At 37.8% G+C, this 15239-nt stretch carries 24 protein-coding genes; 1 reads left to right on the top strand and 23 read right to left on the bottom strand.

What is annotated here, in order from left to right:
* Positions 1–256 precede the first annotated feature (256 nt).
* A complete protein-coding gene (locus tag UABAM_RS19650) occupies positions 257–2329 on the top strand; it encodes a GAF domain-containing SpoIIE family protein phosphatase (protein ID WP_173013436.1) in 2073 nt (690 codons plus the stop codon).
* Here UABAM_RS19650 and UABAM_RS19645 read toward each other — a convergent pair.
* The 23 genes from UABAM_RS19645 to rpsC form a co-directional block, all read right to left on the bottom strand.
* Entirely contained in the window at positions 2323–3099 is a 777-nt protein-coding gene (locus tag UABAM_RS19645) for a hypothetical protein (RefSeq protein WP_151969700.1), read from the bottom strand. The two genes, UABAM_RS19650 and UABAM_RS19645, sit on opposite strands and share 7 nt — an antisense overlap.
* A 215-nt stretch (positions 3100–3314) precedes the next feature.
* Positions 3315–3911: a 50S ribosomal protein L17 gene (gene rplQ / locus UABAM_RS19640; RefSeq protein ID WP_229759282.1), complete on the bottom strand. Its 597-nt coding sequence runs from the start codon at positions 3909–3911 to the stop codon at positions 3315–3317.
* Positions 3912–3958: 47 nt separating this feature from the next.
* Positions 3959–4957: a DNA-directed RNA polymerase subunit alpha gene (locus UABAM_RS19635; RefSeq protein ID WP_151969699.1), complete on the bottom strand. Its 999-nt coding sequence runs from the start codon at positions 4955–4957 to the stop codon at positions 3959–3961.
* A gap of 188 nt (positions 4958–5145) precedes the next feature.
* Entirely contained in the window at positions 5146–5763 is a 618-nt protein-coding gene (gene rpsD, locus UABAM_RS19630; protein WP_151969698.1) for a 30S ribosomal protein S4, read from the bottom strand.
* 3 nt (positions 5764–5766) lie between these two features.
* Entirely contained in the window at positions 5767–6147 is a 381-nt protein-coding gene (rpsK, locus tag UABAM_RS19625; RefSeq protein WP_151969697.1) for a 30S ribosomal protein S11, read from the bottom strand.
* Between the two features lie 58 nt (positions 6148–6205).
* Positions 6206–6583: a 30S ribosomal protein S13 gene (gene rpsM, locus UABAM_RS19620; protein WP_151969696.1), complete on the bottom strand. Its 378-nt coding sequence runs from the start codon at positions 6581–6583 to the stop codon at positions 6206–6208.
* 19 nt (positions 6584–6602) lie between these two features.
* Positions 6603–6719 (bottom strand): 50S ribosomal protein L36, encoded by a 117-nt coding sequence (rpmJ, locus tag UABAM_RS19615; RefSeq protein ID WP_151969695.1) that lies wholly within the window; start codon positions 6717–6719, stop codon positions 6603–6605.
* Positions 6720–6819: 100 nt separating this feature from the next.
* Positions 6820–7584 (bottom strand): type I methionyl aminopeptidase, encoded by a 765-nt coding sequence (gene map, locus UABAM_RS19610; protein WP_151969694.1) that lies wholly within the window; start codon positions 7582–7584, stop codon positions 6820–6822.
* A 7-nt stretch (positions 7585–7591) separates the two neighbouring features.
* Positions 7592–8152: an adenylate kinase gene (locus tag UABAM_RS19605; protein WP_151969693.1), complete on the bottom strand. Its 561-nt coding sequence runs from the start codon at positions 8150–8152 to the stop codon at positions 7592–7594.
* 133 nt (positions 8153–8285) lie between these two features.
* The gene (gene secY, locus UABAM_RS19600; RefSeq protein ID WP_151969692.1) at positions 8286–9650 is read right to left on the bottom strand and encodes a preprotein translocase subunit SecY; all 1365 of its coding nucleotides are present in this window, start codon (positions 9648–9650) and stop codon (positions 8286–8288) included.
* A 23-nt stretch (positions 9651–9673) separates the two neighbouring features.
* Positions 9674–10174, bottom strand: coding sequence for a 50S ribosomal protein L15 (gene rplO, locus UABAM_RS19595; RefSeq protein WP_151969691.1), 501 nt, complete (start codon positions 10172–10174; stop codon positions 9674–9676).
* 37 nt (positions 10175–10211) lie between these two features.
* Positions 10212–10724 (bottom strand): 30S ribosomal protein S5, encoded by a 513-nt coding sequence (rpsE, locus tag UABAM_RS19590; RefSeq protein ID WP_151969690.1) that lies wholly within the window; start codon positions 10722–10724, stop codon positions 10212–10214.
* A 76-nt stretch (positions 10725–10800) separates the two neighbouring features.
* Positions 10801–11193 (bottom strand): 50S ribosomal protein L18, encoded by a 393-nt coding sequence (gene rplR, locus UABAM_RS19585; protein ID WP_151969689.1) that lies wholly within the window; start codon positions 11191–11193, stop codon positions 10801–10803.
* A gap of 10 nt (positions 11194–11203) precedes the next feature.
* Positions 11204–11752 carry a 50S ribosomal protein L6 gene (gene rplF / locus UABAM_RS19580; RefSeq protein ID WP_151969688.1) on the bottom strand — a complete coding sequence of 183 codons (549 nt, stop codon included), beginning with the start codon at positions 11750–11752 and terminating at the stop codon, positions 11204–11206.
* Between the two features lie 27 nt (positions 11753–11779).
* Positions 11780–12175, bottom strand: a complete 396-nt coding sequence (gene rpsH, locus UABAM_RS19575) for a 30S ribosomal protein S8 (protein ID WP_151969687.1) — start codon at positions 12173–12175, stop codon at positions 11780–11782.
* A 45-nt stretch (positions 12176–12220) separates the two neighbouring features.
* Positions 12221–12415 (bottom strand): type Z 30S ribosomal protein S14, encoded by a 195-nt coding sequence (locus tag UABAM_RS19570; protein ID WP_151969686.1) that lies wholly within the window; start codon positions 12413–12415, stop codon positions 12221–12223.
* Between the two features lie 18 nt (positions 12416–12433).
* The gene (gene rplE / locus UABAM_RS19565; protein WP_151969685.1) at positions 12434–12988 is read right to left on the bottom strand and encodes a 50S ribosomal protein L5; all 555 of its coding nucleotides are present in this window, start codon (positions 12986–12988) and stop codon (positions 12434–12436) included.
* 10 nt (positions 12989–12998) lie between these two features.
* Positions 12999–13274, bottom strand: coding sequence for a 50S ribosomal protein L24 (gene rplX, locus UABAM_RS19560; protein ID WP_151969684.1), 276 nt, complete (start codon positions 13272–13274; stop codon positions 12999–13001).
* 1 nt (position 13275) lies between these two features.
* A complete protein-coding gene (rplN, locus tag UABAM_RS19555; protein WP_151969683.1) occupies positions 13276–13644 on the bottom strand; it encodes a 50S ribosomal protein L14 in 369 nt (122 codons plus the stop codon).
* Positions 13641–13907: a 30S ribosomal protein S17 gene (gene rpsQ, locus UABAM_RS19550; protein ID WP_151969682.1), complete on the bottom strand. Its 267-nt coding sequence runs from the start codon at positions 13905–13907 to the stop codon at positions 13641–13643. The genes rplN and rpsQ overlap by 4 nt, the downstream gene beginning before the upstream one ends.
* A gap of 24 nt (positions 13908–13931) precedes the next feature.
* Positions 13932–14135 (bottom strand): 50S ribosomal protein L29, encoded by a 204-nt coding sequence (gene rpmC, locus UABAM_RS19545; RefSeq protein ID WP_151969681.1) that lies wholly within the window; start codon positions 14133–14135, stop codon positions 13932–13934.
* Complete coding sequence (gene rplP, locus UABAM_RS19540) at positions 14135–14551, bottom strand: 50S ribosomal protein L16 (RefSeq protein WP_151969680.1); 417 nt, start codon at positions 14549–14551, stop codon at positions 14135–14137. Before rplP ends, rpmC begins: the two co-directional genes overlap by 1 nt.
* Positions 14484–15224, bottom strand: coding sequence for a 30S ribosomal protein S3 (gene rpsC, locus UABAM_RS19535; RefSeq protein ID WP_151969679.1), 741 nt, complete (start codon positions 15222–15224; stop codon positions 14484–14486). Before rpsC ends, rplP begins: the two co-directional genes overlap by 68 nt.
* Positions 15225–15239 lie beyond the last annotated feature (15 nt).

The following is a 15239-nucleotide window of genomic DNA, read 5'->3' as shown; positions in this document are numbered from 1 at the left end:
TTTTATATTATAGTTGAGTATCAATAGTTGTGCTAGTTGAAAATTTTTTAGCACATTGTGTTTTATAAAAAACAAAAATAACTGTAAATACGCCCCGTTGCAAAAAATTCTACACAAAGCACGAAAAATTGCTATAATTAAGACACTTAGATCTTACATGATGTAGGTTGTTTCTTTGATCAAACGCCGTAAATTGATTGAGGATAACGCAATCTAAGATGGGATGGATTTTTATTTGTAAGGAATGTATGGTTATATGGAACTAATAAAAGATCGTAAAATGGCCGAATTAGCCCATAGTCTCAATTTATTTGACTTTAATGAAATTCTAGATGTTGCAATCGAACAAATTCCACAAATCGTTCACTCTCATCGTGTTTCTATTTATCTTCTCGATCCAGATGAGCAATATTTTGAGTCTAAACGACATAGTTCAAAAAGACTGCAAGAACATCTAGATGATAGGGTAGCCATAAGCAGTAAGCACTCTTTAATTCCTCAAGTTTTTATCAAGAAAAAGTCCCTATTGATCACCAATGTAGCGGAGTACATCCTCAAAAATAATCTTCCTATAAAACTCAGTCGTAGACAACGCTACACATCGGGATCTTGCATGCTAGTTCCCATATCTGTGCGCACCAAAAATCAGGAAAAGATCATAGGTGCAATTAATTTTTCAGAAAAAGCAGACTTTACACCCTTTTCTAAAGTGGATCTAGAAGCGGCAACGCAAATTGGACAACTTTTGGGGACCGCCATACACAACTGCTCTGTCGTAGAAAAAAAACTCGGTGGGCAACAAAAAGAACTCATGCAAGAACTGGAACAGGTCAAAGAAGCTTACAAACAAAAAGAAATCAACCTTGACGAAGCGAAAAAACGTCAATCGCAAATGCAATCGGAAGTTCCCCCCATTGAAGGTTATGACCTCGATGTTTTGTATTCACCTATGGAAACCATCGGTGGCGATTTTTACGACTTTATTGAACTAAACGACCACGAAGTAGGTATTGTTGTAGGAGATGTCTCAGGACACGGTATAGAAGCCGCCCTTGTGATGTCCATGGCAAAACAAATTCTCAGTATCTATATAAAGTTACATCGTTCTCTAGTCGATACTTTATGCCAGGCAAATGAAGAAATATGTACCAACTTAAAAGGAGAAGCTTTTGTCGCAGTTTTTCTTGGTATACTCAATACACGAAATAATACTCTGCGTTTCGTAAGAGCTGGCCAAGCCTATCCTTTAGTGTACAACATGGCGCGTAACGAAAATCCTTTTGAACTGCAATCACGCGGTATGGTACTGGGAACAGTTCGCGGAGAAATGTTTCGTGGTAGGATGGAAGAAAAAGAATTCCAACTTATGGAAAACGATGTCGTATTGATATACTCCGATGGAATCACCGAAGCGTCGGACCAAGATGAAGAAGAACTGGGCGTCGAAGGTGTTTCCGCTCTTGTAAAAGAAAATGCTCACGACAGCGCACAAAAACTAAACGAATGCCTTTTTACAACAGCGACACAACACACACGAGGCGAAAAACAAGATGACATCACCGTTCTTACCATAAAAGCAAATAAGCTGCAAGTCTACGAAGATACGGACACAGGTATCATTATTGAAAGAGACTTTGAGCAGTCAGAAGATTTCATGTTGACAACCGATTATTCCTTCAATGAAGACGCCAACCGACAAATCTTTGCTTTAGAGGAAAAGGTACAAGATCTAGAGCAACAATTACAAATGCTCCAAGAAGAAAACAGTGAAATTAACGATAAAAACAATAAACTCGTGCGCCAAATAGAATTGCAAGAAAATGATCCGGAGGGGCTCATGAAAATGCTTCGCGATCAACTAGAAATAGCTCTAGAATTACCAAAAGATCTCATCCAAGACAACAAACAACTCAATGAAAAAATCCAAACACAACAGGAAGAGTTGCAAAAGCTAGAAGTAGAGTTTAACGAACTGAGTGCGCATGTCGATTATATAAATAGCGAAAAAAAGTCTCTAGAAGAAGAATCAAATCTTGTGGAGAACATGGTGACATTTCTCGCAGAAAAGATTAAAAATTTGCGCAATACCATTCAAGAAGACATTATGAATGCCGATCTCAAATTAAGCAGACACACATATGAACAAATTATGGACGGTAATTATAAGGGAGTGTTGTATCATTTCAAGAATAAGATGCAGCAGGCATTGGATGAAAAGGATATATCAAAATTCACGATGCTCAATAAACAACTATTTGCCGTCATGGAAATATTGCATGAACACTTAGAGACGATTATTGCTGTTTTTGATATTACCGCAGATCAATAATAAGACAATTCTTTGAGGATTTTTTCGGCTTGTAAACTAAATTTTTTCGCCCACTCGTACAGTTTTGCTTTTTTGATCACCTCTTTGCGTAGAAATCGAATGTATAGTTTACGGAAATTGGCGTTAACTTTTGACCTTTCCGCAAGCAGCCACAGTAAATTTTCTTTTACTTCTTTATTTACAAAATAGAGGTTCATAATCGGCTTGCCAGTAATCACATCCGTAACTGTTTTATCATCTAAAATGGCAGGAAGTACTGCTAAGCGGTGCTTTTCGATCATCAAATCTCTTTTAGGCCCGGGCTTCTTGTCGCCTTTGTTGTCAACAATATAAATCGCTCTATTGGTAACGGTTACCCAAATGGCTTGACAGGTTTGCATGATCGTTTTGGGCTTTTCTATTGGTTTTACCGACACCCATTTAGTTTGTGCAGATTTCTTGAACACCGGTAAATCAGCGGAACTATCGAGAAACTCATTGTCTTCCCATTTATTTTCGTCTTCCACTTTTTTGCTATTTGTTGTTTCGATTTCTTTTTGTTTTTTTATGCTAAGCATTTTAATCTTACTGTTTAGTTTAGTTAGCGTATCTACAGTTGTTTCTAGACCTTCACTCAACTCATTTAATTCAATGGGGCTTAGAGTTTTTATTTCAGACCACGTATTGATCCAGGCTTGCTTTCGTGCATTCCCTGAATCTTTCGGCTTCATAAAAGCGTTGTGAATCATCGATATTACTTTGTGAATTTTAGACGATACGTTTGTTTTCATAAAAAATTAGCAAATAGAATTGCTATTCCTTTCAGTAAAATTAGCGTACTTTAAAACTAAAATACCTCATGTCATTCCCGCCTCATCTTCACGAGGATAAACTCCAGCGGGAAACCAGCAATCTAAAATTGAATTTATATTGCCGGATCCCCGTTTTCACGGGGATGACAATTTTGGTTTGTAAATAGCTATTTTCCACATTTGTGGGGATGATACTACTTGTTTTTTTGCTTTGCTTTTTTCGCTTTTTCTTTTTCTTTTGCGCGAGCTTTTGCTTTTTTCTCTTGTTCTTTCTTCTTCTTTTCGTCTTTTTTGCGTCGTTCTTTTTCTAGTTCTAATTCTTCTGATGTTTTTTCGCGTTCACTTTCTTCTGGTAGTTCTTCCACAAGTTTTAAAACGGCTTGTCGTGCATTATCTCCCAGACGATTCTTATCTAAATGCAGAACTTGGGTATAACCACCAGCTCTTTCTGCATATTGAGGAGCTATATCGTAAAAAAGTCTTTGAACTAGTTTGCGATCTTGAAGAATAGATAAAGCTCTTTTGAAATAAAAAGCTTTTAAAGCATTTACTTGCTGTTCGACATTTTCTTGCTCACTGTTTTCCAACTTCTCAGACAATTCTTTTGCTTTTACTTCTGCGCGTTTAGCTATAGTAATTAGCTTATCGGCCTGAGGAGCAAATTCTTTTGCTTTTGCTAGTGTCGTAACAATAGTTCCATGTTGGAATAAGCTTCTTAGCAAATTGCTAGCTAGAGCTTTGCGGTGAGAACTTGAACGTCCAAGTGAACGTCCTCTTTTACGGTGCCTCATGTTTCTTTTCCTCGGTTAAAAGATTAATACTTACAATAGCATAGTGATTAACTAGCTAAAATTTCATCTACTTGCATACCTAGCGAAAGGCTGGACTCTATTAGTTTTTCTTTTATTTCTTTTAGCGAAGTTTTGCCAAAATTGCGAATTTTCATCATATCTGACTCTTGCCTTTTCACTAAATCTTTGATAGTACGAATCCCTTCAGCAGCAAGACAGTTAGATGCGCGAACGCTCAACTCTAGTACTTCTATAGGTTGCAACAATTTTTCTTTTATCTTTTGTAGGTTTTCGTCGGCTTCGGAAATAAGTTCTTCTTGAGGACCTTCTTGAAGTTCCTGACCTAATTCAAAATATTGAACAAAAGGATTTAAATGTTTGCGTAATATTTTTGCTGATTCGACAAGAACCATTTCCGGTGCAAGAGTTCCATCAGTGGTAATTTTTAAAATCAAGCGATCATAGTTTGTCATTTTTCCAACACGTGTATTTTCAATTTGATATTCAACGTGTTGTACAGGAGAATAAATAGAATCAACAGGTATAACACCTATTTCTTGAGGTTCTCTCATATTCTCGACTGCTTCAACATAACCTCTTCCACGTCTTACTTGCAATTCGATTTCCAGATCAGTTTTTTCTGTAATATGCGCAACTACAAGATCTTTATTGTGAATTTCCAGGCTATCATCATCTGATTGTATGTCGCCTGCGGTCACAGGTCCCACTTCACTTTTTCTTATGTAAACGACAGTGTCGTCTTCAACGGATAGACGAATTCTTTTGACGTTTAAAATAATATCTGCAACATCCTCTAAGACGCCGGGAATTGTTGAAAATTCGTGATCAACTCCCTTAATTTTTACAGATGTAACTGCACATCCTTCTATAGCAGATAATAAAATACGTCTTAATGAATTTCCTACGCTGCGGCCAAATCCTCTTTCAAAAGGCTCTACTATAAATTCTCCATATACAGGTGTAAGAGTTTCTTTTACACAGACTACCCTTGTGGGTAATTCAAGATCTCGCCACCTAATTCTCATATGAAGTCCTTTCTTGAAAAGAAATATTTGTGAAATAATGTAGATCACAATGTAGGTTACGGATGAGAAATAGCGTTCTAACAATACGTGTTATTTCTCATCCGAAAGGGCATTCCCTTATAATAAACAACAAGGAGTTGTTGTATAGCTGTTGTGTTTGGCACAGCTAATTTGTTGAGATAAAATGATTAACGTGAACAGAACTCGACAATCATTTGATCTTGGATCTCAATTTGTATTTCATCGCGATTTGGCAGTTGAGCTACTTTAATCGAAGGTGTTTCTTTATCTACTTCCAACCATGATGGTACCGCTGCAGGTGTGGGATTTTCGATATTTCTAACCACAATATTTTTCGAAGATTCTTTTTTCTTCACTTCGATAACGTCACCTACTTTTACCAAGTAAGATGGAATATCCACTTTTTTACCATTGATGAGTAGATGTCCATGAGTGATCAATTGTCTTGCACTTGCTCTGGTGTGTGTGAATTGACCACGACAAACTACATTATCCAGGCGTCTTTCTAGTAAAACAAGTAAGTTTTCCCCTGTGTTACCTTGTTGTCTTGTTGCCTGATTAAAGTAATTCTTAAATTGTTTTTCGTAAATTCCGTAGTAACGTTTTACTTTTTGCTTTTCGCGTAGACGCTTACCAAATTCTGATAATTTACCTTTACGCCAGTTGTGCATACCAGGAGGAGAGTCAAGGTTGCAAGAAGATTTATAACAACGATGACCTTTCAAATACAACTGTGTTCCTTCTCTACGACATAGTCGGCATACTGGTCCTGTATATCGTCCCATAATCTACACCCTTCTTTTCTTTCTTGGTCTACAACCGTTGTGAGGTAAAGGAGTTACATCTTCAATCTCTTTGATATCTAAACCTGAGGCTTGCAATGCTCGAACGGCTGATTCTCTACCAGCCCCTGGGCCTTTGACCTTCACATCTACTTCTCTTACACCAAATTTCATAGCTTTTTCTGCGCATCTTTCCGCCGCTTTTTGGGCTGCAAAAGGAGTACTTTTTCTCGAACCTTTGTAACCTATAGTTCCTGCGGTATCCCAGCACAAAGAATCACCATTTAAGTCGGTGATCGTAATAATTGTATTATTAAACGTTGCTTTTATATGAGCAATTGCTTTAGCGACATTACGTCTGATTTTTTTCTTTTTTGCTCGAGCCATTTAGCTTTTTCTCCATTGTAAATTTGTATCTCGAGTATGGATACTGGTGTCAAGCACTTTATTTTCCTACACGCTTCTTACCTGCTATAGTTTTTCTTGGACCTTTTCTTGTTCGGGCATTTGATTGAGTTTGCTGACCTCTTACAGGTAGTCCCCGACGATGTCTAAATCCACGATAACAAGCAATTTCTTTTAGACGTTGTATGTTACCACGTATTTGTCTACTTAATTGTCCTTCTACTACATAATTATTTTCAATTTCAGTTGCAAGAGTAGAAAGTTGTTCTTCTGTTAGATCTTTTGTTTTTTTTCTGTGATCTATACCTAACTTATCTAATATTTTTTGCGCACTATCGTTCCCAATACCATATATATAGGTTAGAGAAATTACAACGTGCTTGTTGTTAGGTATGTCTACACCCAGAATACGGGCCATTATTTACCTTTCTATTAAACTATCTTCCTTGTCTTTGCTTATGACGTGGGTTTTCACAAATTACGCGAATAACCCCTTTACGCCGAACAAGTTTACATTTGTCGCATATTCTTCTTACGGATGTACGAACTTTCATTTTGAAATTCCTATTATTAAAGACTTTATCGAAAATGGCAGCTCTGTATTATAACGACCATCAAAATAAATTTCGATATTTTTTTTTTAAATAGCAAAATTTAATCTATTTTTGTCAAAATAAGAGGTCCATCTTCAAGAATAGCTACACTGTGTTCAAAGTGAGCAGAAAGGCTATTGTCTTTTGTCAAAACGACCTCCCACCCTCTACGACGCTGAACTTTTGTTTTGTGTGTGCCAATATTTAACATCGGTTCAATCGCAAGACACAAACCTTTCTTAAGACGCATATCGTGCGACAACCAGCTTTCATCGACATAGTTTGGAATTTGAGGGTCTTCATGAAGTTCTGTTCCAATACCATGTCCTGTATAATCGCGAACAATCCCGTAACCGTATTTGTCGGCATGTTTTTGAACAGCTTGAGAGATAGAAGAAACTCTATTTCCAGGGACTGCCGCTTCTATACCCAAGTATAATGACTCTTCACAAACTTTTAGTAAACGCTGTGCCTCTTTAGATATATTTCCGACAGGATATGTCCACGCCGAATCACCAACATAACCACGATACTTCACTCCAATATCTACAGACAAAATGTCTCCTTCTTTGAGTTTTCTTTTATCGGGTATGCCGTGAACGATTTCATCATTCAATGAAGCGCATATGGTACTTGGAAATCCACGGTAACCTTTAAACAAGGGAATTCCATCGTTTTTTCGAATAAAATTTTCCGCTTCCTTGTCAAGTATTTCCATAGGAACACCTGGTTCGATTAGTGATTTGAGGAGTGCGTGTGTTTCCGCAACCAATCTTCCAGATTTTTTCATTATCTCTATTTCGCGCTTGCTTTTTATCGTAATCATTGTTTTTTTATTGTAACAAACCTACTGTTGTTGCAAATACCTCGTCTACTGGGCGATTAGCATCAATTTCTTTTAGAATATTTTTTTCTCTGTAAAACTCTACTAAAGGTAGTGTTTTTTCTTTGTATTCTTGTAGCCGTTTTTCGGTAACTGCAGGATCTTTATCTTCTGGACGACCATCTTCCCTGTCCATAATACGCTGCTTAACAATTTCATCAGGAACAGTAAAAAACAGAACGATCTCTAGTGGCATATTTTGACTTGTTAGGTGTTCATCTAACACTTTCGCTTGGCTTAAATTTCTAGGATAACCGTCGAGAATAAAACCTTTTTCGAGTCCATTATCTGGAGAGAGACTTTGAAAGATAACCTTTGTTACCACTTCGTCAGGTACCAACTCTCCTCTAGACATAAAACCTTGAGCAAGTTGCCCAACTTCGCTACCACTTTTTACTGCTGCGCGAAGCATGTCTCCCATTGTTAGAATGGGAAGTTCTAACTTTTCGTGAACTCGTTTTGCCTGTGTTCCTTTACCCGCACCTGGAGGGCCCAAAAATAGTATTCTCATATTCGACCAATCTAATCAAATGCCTATTAATTTATGTAGGGGCTTCTACTATGAAAGTATAGCCCCTACATGACAAATATGTTATAGACATGTAGAAAGATAATCTCTTTCTGCGTGCCATAGTTGTGGTTCTTTAGAAGCGTCTATTTCCAGAGCCTCGTTTTCCTTTAGTGAAACCCTCATAGTGACGCATGAGAAGGTGAGATTCTAATTTTTGCACTAAGTCAAGTACCACACCTACGATAATCAAAATACTGGTTCCCCCCATGTTGTAGGCAAAACCAACCTGAGCCATATTACTTAGCCCAAGGCTCATTGTGATAAAAACAGGTGTTAAAGCGATTAGCGCTAGGAAAGCTGCACCAACAAATGTTACATGAGTCATCACTTTTTCTAGATACTCCGATGTTTTCTTTCCTGGGCGAATACCTGGTATGAAACTACCATTTTCTTTTAGGTTATTTGCCATTTCAGAAGGTTGAAACATCAAGCTTGTCCAGAAGTAACTAAAGAAATAGATCAGTACAATATAAGAAGCTATGTAAGAAAATGTACCGCTAGAGAACCAGCTCATTGAGCTACTGCTACCGCCGCCCAAGAAACTAAACAGTACTTGTGGAAAAATAAGAAGACTACTTGCAAAAATTACTGGCATTACCCCTGCTTGGTTTACTTTTAGAGGTAAAAAGTGTCTTTGTCCACCATATACTTTGTGCCCCTTGACATGTTTAGCTTGTTGCACCGCAATTTTTCTTTGTCCAAAGGATATATAGACAATTGCAAATACAATGACGACAAACAAGGCGAGAAGGACCCCAAGAATTTGAACTTCCGCACCACCTTCTGATCCTTGTAGCATGGTGTTAACTTGATACGGAATACTTGCAACAATTCCAGCCATAATTAGTAAACTAATACCATTTCCTACACCATACTCGGTAATTTGCTCACCAAGCCACATGAGGAAAATCCCCCCAGCCGTTAAGGCAACGACAGAACTAACATCGAATAAAAATCCTGCGTCTGGAGCAACAAGATATACAGTTTGGTTTCCACCTATGGGCATCGGGGATTTGAATACTTTCATAATCATGATGGCCTGAATGATACATAGGGGAACGGTTGCGTATCTTGTATATTCGTTTATTTTTCTTTGACCAGCAGGGCCTTCTTTAGAAAGAGCTTCTAGGGAAGGTACTACTTTCGCTAGTAAACTAAAAATAATAGATGCACTAATATAGGGCATAATTCCTAATGAAAATATGGCGCAATTTGCTAGTGAACCACCAGTTAATGCTGAGAAAAATGTCAATAGACCACCTAGTCCTCCACCAGGAAGTTGACCATCACCTCTCATTTGTTGGAGAACGTCTAGTTGTATACCTGGTATAGGTATGTGTGATCCTAAACGGAAGATGATTAAAAAGAAAGCTGTGTAGAGTATTTTTGTTCTCAGCTCAGGTATTTTAAATAAATTGCGGAAAGATTCGAAAATCATATGCACTCTCCGTGGCGATTACGTTATTTTTTTTTGTTTTTGGTTTTATTTTTATCTTTGTCTGAAGTCAACGAAACGATTTTTACTGTTCCTTGATTGTTTTCAATTTTTTCTTTCGCAGACTTACTAATTTTGTGTACTTTTACTTTTAATTTTTGAACTTTTAATTCGCCGTTGCCAAGGATTTTTACATATTTAACACCCTTGTTAACTTTAACAATGCCAGCCTTATCTAGATCAGCTAGTGTAACAGTTTGTCCATCGGACAAAGCATTTAGTTGTTCTACGTTTACGATAACGTATTTATCACTAAATCTGTCGTTATTAAAACCTCTCTTAGGAAGACGACGATACAGAGGCATTGTTCCACCTTCGAAGGCGCGTGGTCTACTGGAACCAGATCTGGCGTTTTGCCCTTTGTGACCTTTTCCAGCTGTCTTTCCTTGTCCACTACCTATACCGCGTCCTATACGCTTAGCTTTTTTTCGCGAGATAGAAACTTGTTTTACATCGTTGAGATTCATAACAATACTAAAGACAACTAAGTGTCTTCCTCCTTAATTAATCTATTTTGACGCCTCTTAATTTTTCAACTTCTTCTTTTCTGCGCATTTTTACGAGGCCATCAAGGGCAGCTTTTGTTACGTTAATTGGATTTGTCGAGCCGTAAACTTTTGTCAAGATGTTTTTTACACCTGCTGCTTCCACAACTGCTCGAACAGAAGATCCTGCGATTACCCCAGTACCAGGACTAGCAGGCTTCATAAATACTTTTGTTGCACCAAATCTACCAATCACTTCGTGAGGTATAGTATCTCCTTTTAGGGATACTTTCTTCATTAATTTTTGTGCGTCTTTAGAAGCTTTTTGAACTGAAGGTGGAACTTCATTTGCTTTACCAAAACCAATGCCTACTTTTCCGTTTTTATTGCCAACGACAACGAGAGCGCTAAAACTAAATCTTCTACCCCCTTTAACAACTGTCGAGCAGCGATTGATTTTTACAACATATTCGGTCCACTCTTCTTGGTTCTCCTCATGTCTTCTATGATCATGTCTTCTCGGAGATGCCATTTACTTGCCTTTCTAAAACTAAAATCAAATCAACAAAAGTTTTTTGCAACGAGTGCAAAAAACTTTCGTAAATGATCTAAAACTTTAATCCACCTTCTCGAGCTGCATCGGCAAGAGACTTTACTCTTCCATGATATTTAAAACCAGCTCTATCGAATATTACAGTTTCAATGCTTTTATCTTTTGCTATTTTGGCTATTTCTTTTCCAACGACAGTTGCTGCATCTTTATTACCACCGTAGCTTACTTCTTTTTTTATAGAAGGACTCAATGTAGAGCAACCAGCAATTACTTTTCCTGATCGATTTCCATTTTTATCAACAAAAGTATCATCTATTAATTGGCAATAAATGTGCTTTGAACTTCGATAGATACATAGCCTTGGTTTTTGTGGTGTGCCAATAAGCTTCTTACGAATGCGCATGTGGCGACGCCATCTACCAACTGTTTTTTTGTGTTCAGCTTTCATGTTAGTTCACTTAACCACTACCAAAACTCTTACCCGCTTTACGTATTATTACTTCATTTTCGTAACGAATCCCCTTGCCTTTGTAAGGCTCTGGTGGACGTATTTTACGAACATTTGCCGCAAATTGACCTACTTGTTGCTTGTTGCAGCCCTTGATTGCTATTTTTGTTGGGGATGGTACTTCTACTTGAATGCCTTCAGGAATAGCTACTTGTTTAGGTAAACAAAAACCTATTTGTAGTTCCAGTATGTTGCCTTTCAGCTTGGCATTGTAACCAGTACCAACGATATCCAATTTTTTCTCAAAACCTTGCGATACCCCGTGAACAGCATTTGCTAACAGAGATCGAAAAAGACCATGTAATGCTTTGTTTTCTTTACTGTCGTCTGGTCGATTTACTGTTAGTTCGTTCTTTTCTTGATCCAAATCTACAGTGATGTTCGGGTGAATGTTTTCAACAACTTTCCCCTTTGAACTACTCACTTCAACACATCCAGGTTTCATAATCACTTTCACACCTGAAGGTATTGGGATCGGTTTTTTTCCAATACGAGACATTACATTATTCCTGTTATTATATTTACTTTACCATACAACACAAAGAACTTCGCCACCAACTTTTTGCTCACGACATTGTTTATCGGTGAGTATTCCTTTTGATGTTGACACGATGTTTATTCCTTGCCCGCCAAGAACTCTTTTCATATCGACAACTTTGCGATAAATTTTTCTACTTGGTTTGCTTACGCGAGCAATCTGACGAATAACGTGTTCTCCATCAGGACCATATTTTAGTGTAATTTCCATTTTGTCCTGTGGTTGTTCTTCAATTACTTTATAATCTTTGATAAAACCAGCTTCTTTTAACTTAAGTACAACACCTTCTTTTAATCTAGAGTGCGGTACAACTACTGATTTGTGATATATGGCATTTGCATTACGTATCATTGTAAGCATATCAGCAATTGGATCAGTCCTCATACAGTTACATCCTATATTTACATTTGTATGTTTTGAATAAATTTTTTACCAGCTTGCCTTTTTCATGCCTGGTATTTCACCTTTGTGGGCAAGTTTGCGTAGGCAAATTCTACAGATACCAAATTTGCGGTAATACCCTCTTGACCTACCGCACATCGAACAGCGATTGTAAGCGCGTGTTTTAAACTTTGGTTTTTCTTTCAATCTTTGGCATTGAACTTTTTGCGAGGTTTTTGCCATTACTAATCCTTTTATTTGTTAGTTTTTCTTCTCTTCACGTTTGAACGGAAATCCAAAAAGTTTCATCAACTCGAAAGATGCTTTTTTATTGGAATTCTTGATAACAAATGTGATATTCATTCCCTGATAGAATTCGAGTCTATCCAAATCTATTTCAGGAAAGAAACTTTGTTCTTGAAGACCCAAAGAATAGCATCCAGCCTGATCAAAAGCTGTCGTTGAAAAACCTCTAAAGTCACGAATACGAGGTATAATGACTGTAATTAATCTGTCAAGGAACTCATACATAATTTGTCCTCGCAAAGTTGCTTTACAACCAATACCAACTTCTTCTCTTAGTTTGAAACCCGCAATAGAATTTCTCGCTTTTGTGACAACTGCCTTCTGACCAGTAATAAGACTAAGGTCTTTTACTGCGGCCTCTAAGCGCTTTTTATTTTCGATAGCTTTTCCAACACCCATGTTCAAAACTATTTTTTCAAGTTTAGGACAAGCCATCTTGTTTTTAATCTCTTGCGATTCCATTAAAGCGGACATAATTTCCGAATAATATTTTTCTTTTAACCTAGCCACAACGAGCTCCCTATTCTGACTCTTTCATTTCATATTTACTTCTGGAACGAGTGGTTTCTTGGTAATGTACGCTATATAACATAACATTTGAAACGTGTATGGGAGCTTCCTTTTCGATTCGCCCACCTTGCGGATTTTTTTGACTTTTTTTCAAATGTTTAAAAACGTAGTTGAGGCCTTCGACAATTACTCTGTTTCTCTTGGGAAATGTTCTTAGAACTTTTCCTCTTTTTCCAACATCAGCCCCGGCTATTACTTGAACGTAATCACCTTCTCTAATTTTCATCTTATACTACCTCTGTTGCTAACGATATGATTTTCATAAAGTTTTTCTGTCTTAATTCACGGGCAACTGCGCCGAAAATTCTAGTACCTTTAGGGTTGTTGTCGTTGTCAAGTATCACCATTGCATTGCGGTCGAAACGCACATATGATCCATCAGCTCTCTTGATCGACTTGCGCGTACGTATGATTACACCTCTAACAACAGTACCTGCCTTAAGGTCAACACCAGGAAGCGATTTTTTTACCGATGCAACAATGATATCGCCAACTCCGGCATACTTTCTACCTGTACCACCGAGTACTTTAATGCACATCGCTTGTTTTGCACCGGTATTGTCAGCTACGTCTAAAATGGATTGCATTTGAATCATACAGCACCCCCACGCTCTAAGATCTTAACAAGGCGCCAAGTCTTTGTTTTAGACAGAGGACGTGTCTCCATGATTTCAACACGATCTCCAATACGCGCTTCGTTATTTTCGTCATGAGCCTTAAACTTACTGAATTTTTTGATGTACTTACCGTACTTAGGGTGCTTAACCAATCGCTTTATTTCGACAGAGACGGTTTTGTCCATTTTGTCGCTTATGACAATTCCTATTTTTTTCTTGCGATTTCCTCTTGTTTCGCTCATCTTATCTTTGCCTCTTTTTCAAAATTATGTACTTGTTACTCTTTCGTGGAGTAGCGTTTTGATGCGAGCAATTTTTCGTCTAGTTTTGCGAATAACACTTGTATCGTTCATCTCGTCTACCACTTTTTGAAAGCGTAGCTTTAACAAACCTTCACGAGCTTCTTCGAGTTCTTTCTTCAGCTCTTCATCGGAAAGCTTACGTAGCTCAACAGTTTTAACGTTTTTCACTACTCTTCTCTCCTCTCTACAAATCTACATCGTACTGGCATTTTGTGCGAGATGCGATTCATTACTTGTTTCGCAACTTCTTTTGGCACACCGCCGATTTCGTAAAGAACGGTACCAGGTTTTACGCATGCTACGTAGTATTCCGGTTCCCCTTTACCTTTACCCATACGAGTCTCTTGTGGAGTTGCAGTCACTGTCTTATGAGGAAATATACGAATGTGAACTTTTCCACTTCCTTTTAGAAAGTGAGCAGAGGTAATACGTCCTGCTTCTATTTGGCGAGAATTGATCCAACCTGCCTGAGTAGACTGTAAGCCATATTCGCCGAAAGCAACTGTGTTACCTTTGTTAGCTTTTCCTCTTATTTTTCCGCGCTGACTTTTGCGATACTTTTGTCTTTTCGGCATGAGAGCCATGGAAAACTACCTCCTTGCCATAAGGTCCTAAATATATCCAAACTTTTACACCAATAGTACCGTAGGTGGTGTATGCTTCTGCAAATCCATAACTTACATGTTCGTTTAAGGATTGAAGGGGAACTTTTCCTTGTCCGGTACGTTCAGTACGTGCCATCTCTGCTCCACCCAATCTTCCAGAAACTTGAAGTTTGATTCCAAGCACACCCTTATCCATTGCAATGTCCATGGCTTTTTTCATTGTGCGGCGAAAATTTGCGCGCTTCACCAATTGGTCTGCAACGTTTTCAGCTACAAGCTGAGCATCTACTTCCGCAACTTTAATTTCGCGAATCTCGATATTCACTTCGCGATCTTTTTGTTGCCCATTTTCTTTTTGACTAGAGATAAAAGTACCTAGTTCTTCTCTTAACTTATCAACATTAGCTCCTTTGCGCCCGATGATAAGTCCAGGTCTTGCTGTGTGAAGAATGATATTCACTCTCTTTTGGGTACGTTCTATTTCTATTTTTGGAATATTACTAAAGCCGTAATTTTTCTTGATATGTTTACGCAATTTGTGATCTTCGAGTAAATACTTCGAAAAATCTTGCTTTTTGTTTGCATACCAACGACTACGCCAATTTTCTGTAATTCCAATGCGAAATCCTGTTGGATTTACTTTTTGACCCATTTTATTTTGGCCTTT

Source organism: Candidatus Uabimicrobium amorphum (assembly GCF_009002475.1).
Classification (GTDB): Bacteria; Planctomycetota; Uabimicrobiia; order Uabimicrobiales; family Uabimicrobiaceae; genus Uabimicrobium; species Uabimicrobium amorphum.
The sequence above is the reverse complement of the archived record's forward strand: the minus strand, read 5'-3'. Positions and strand labels throughout refer to the sequence as shown.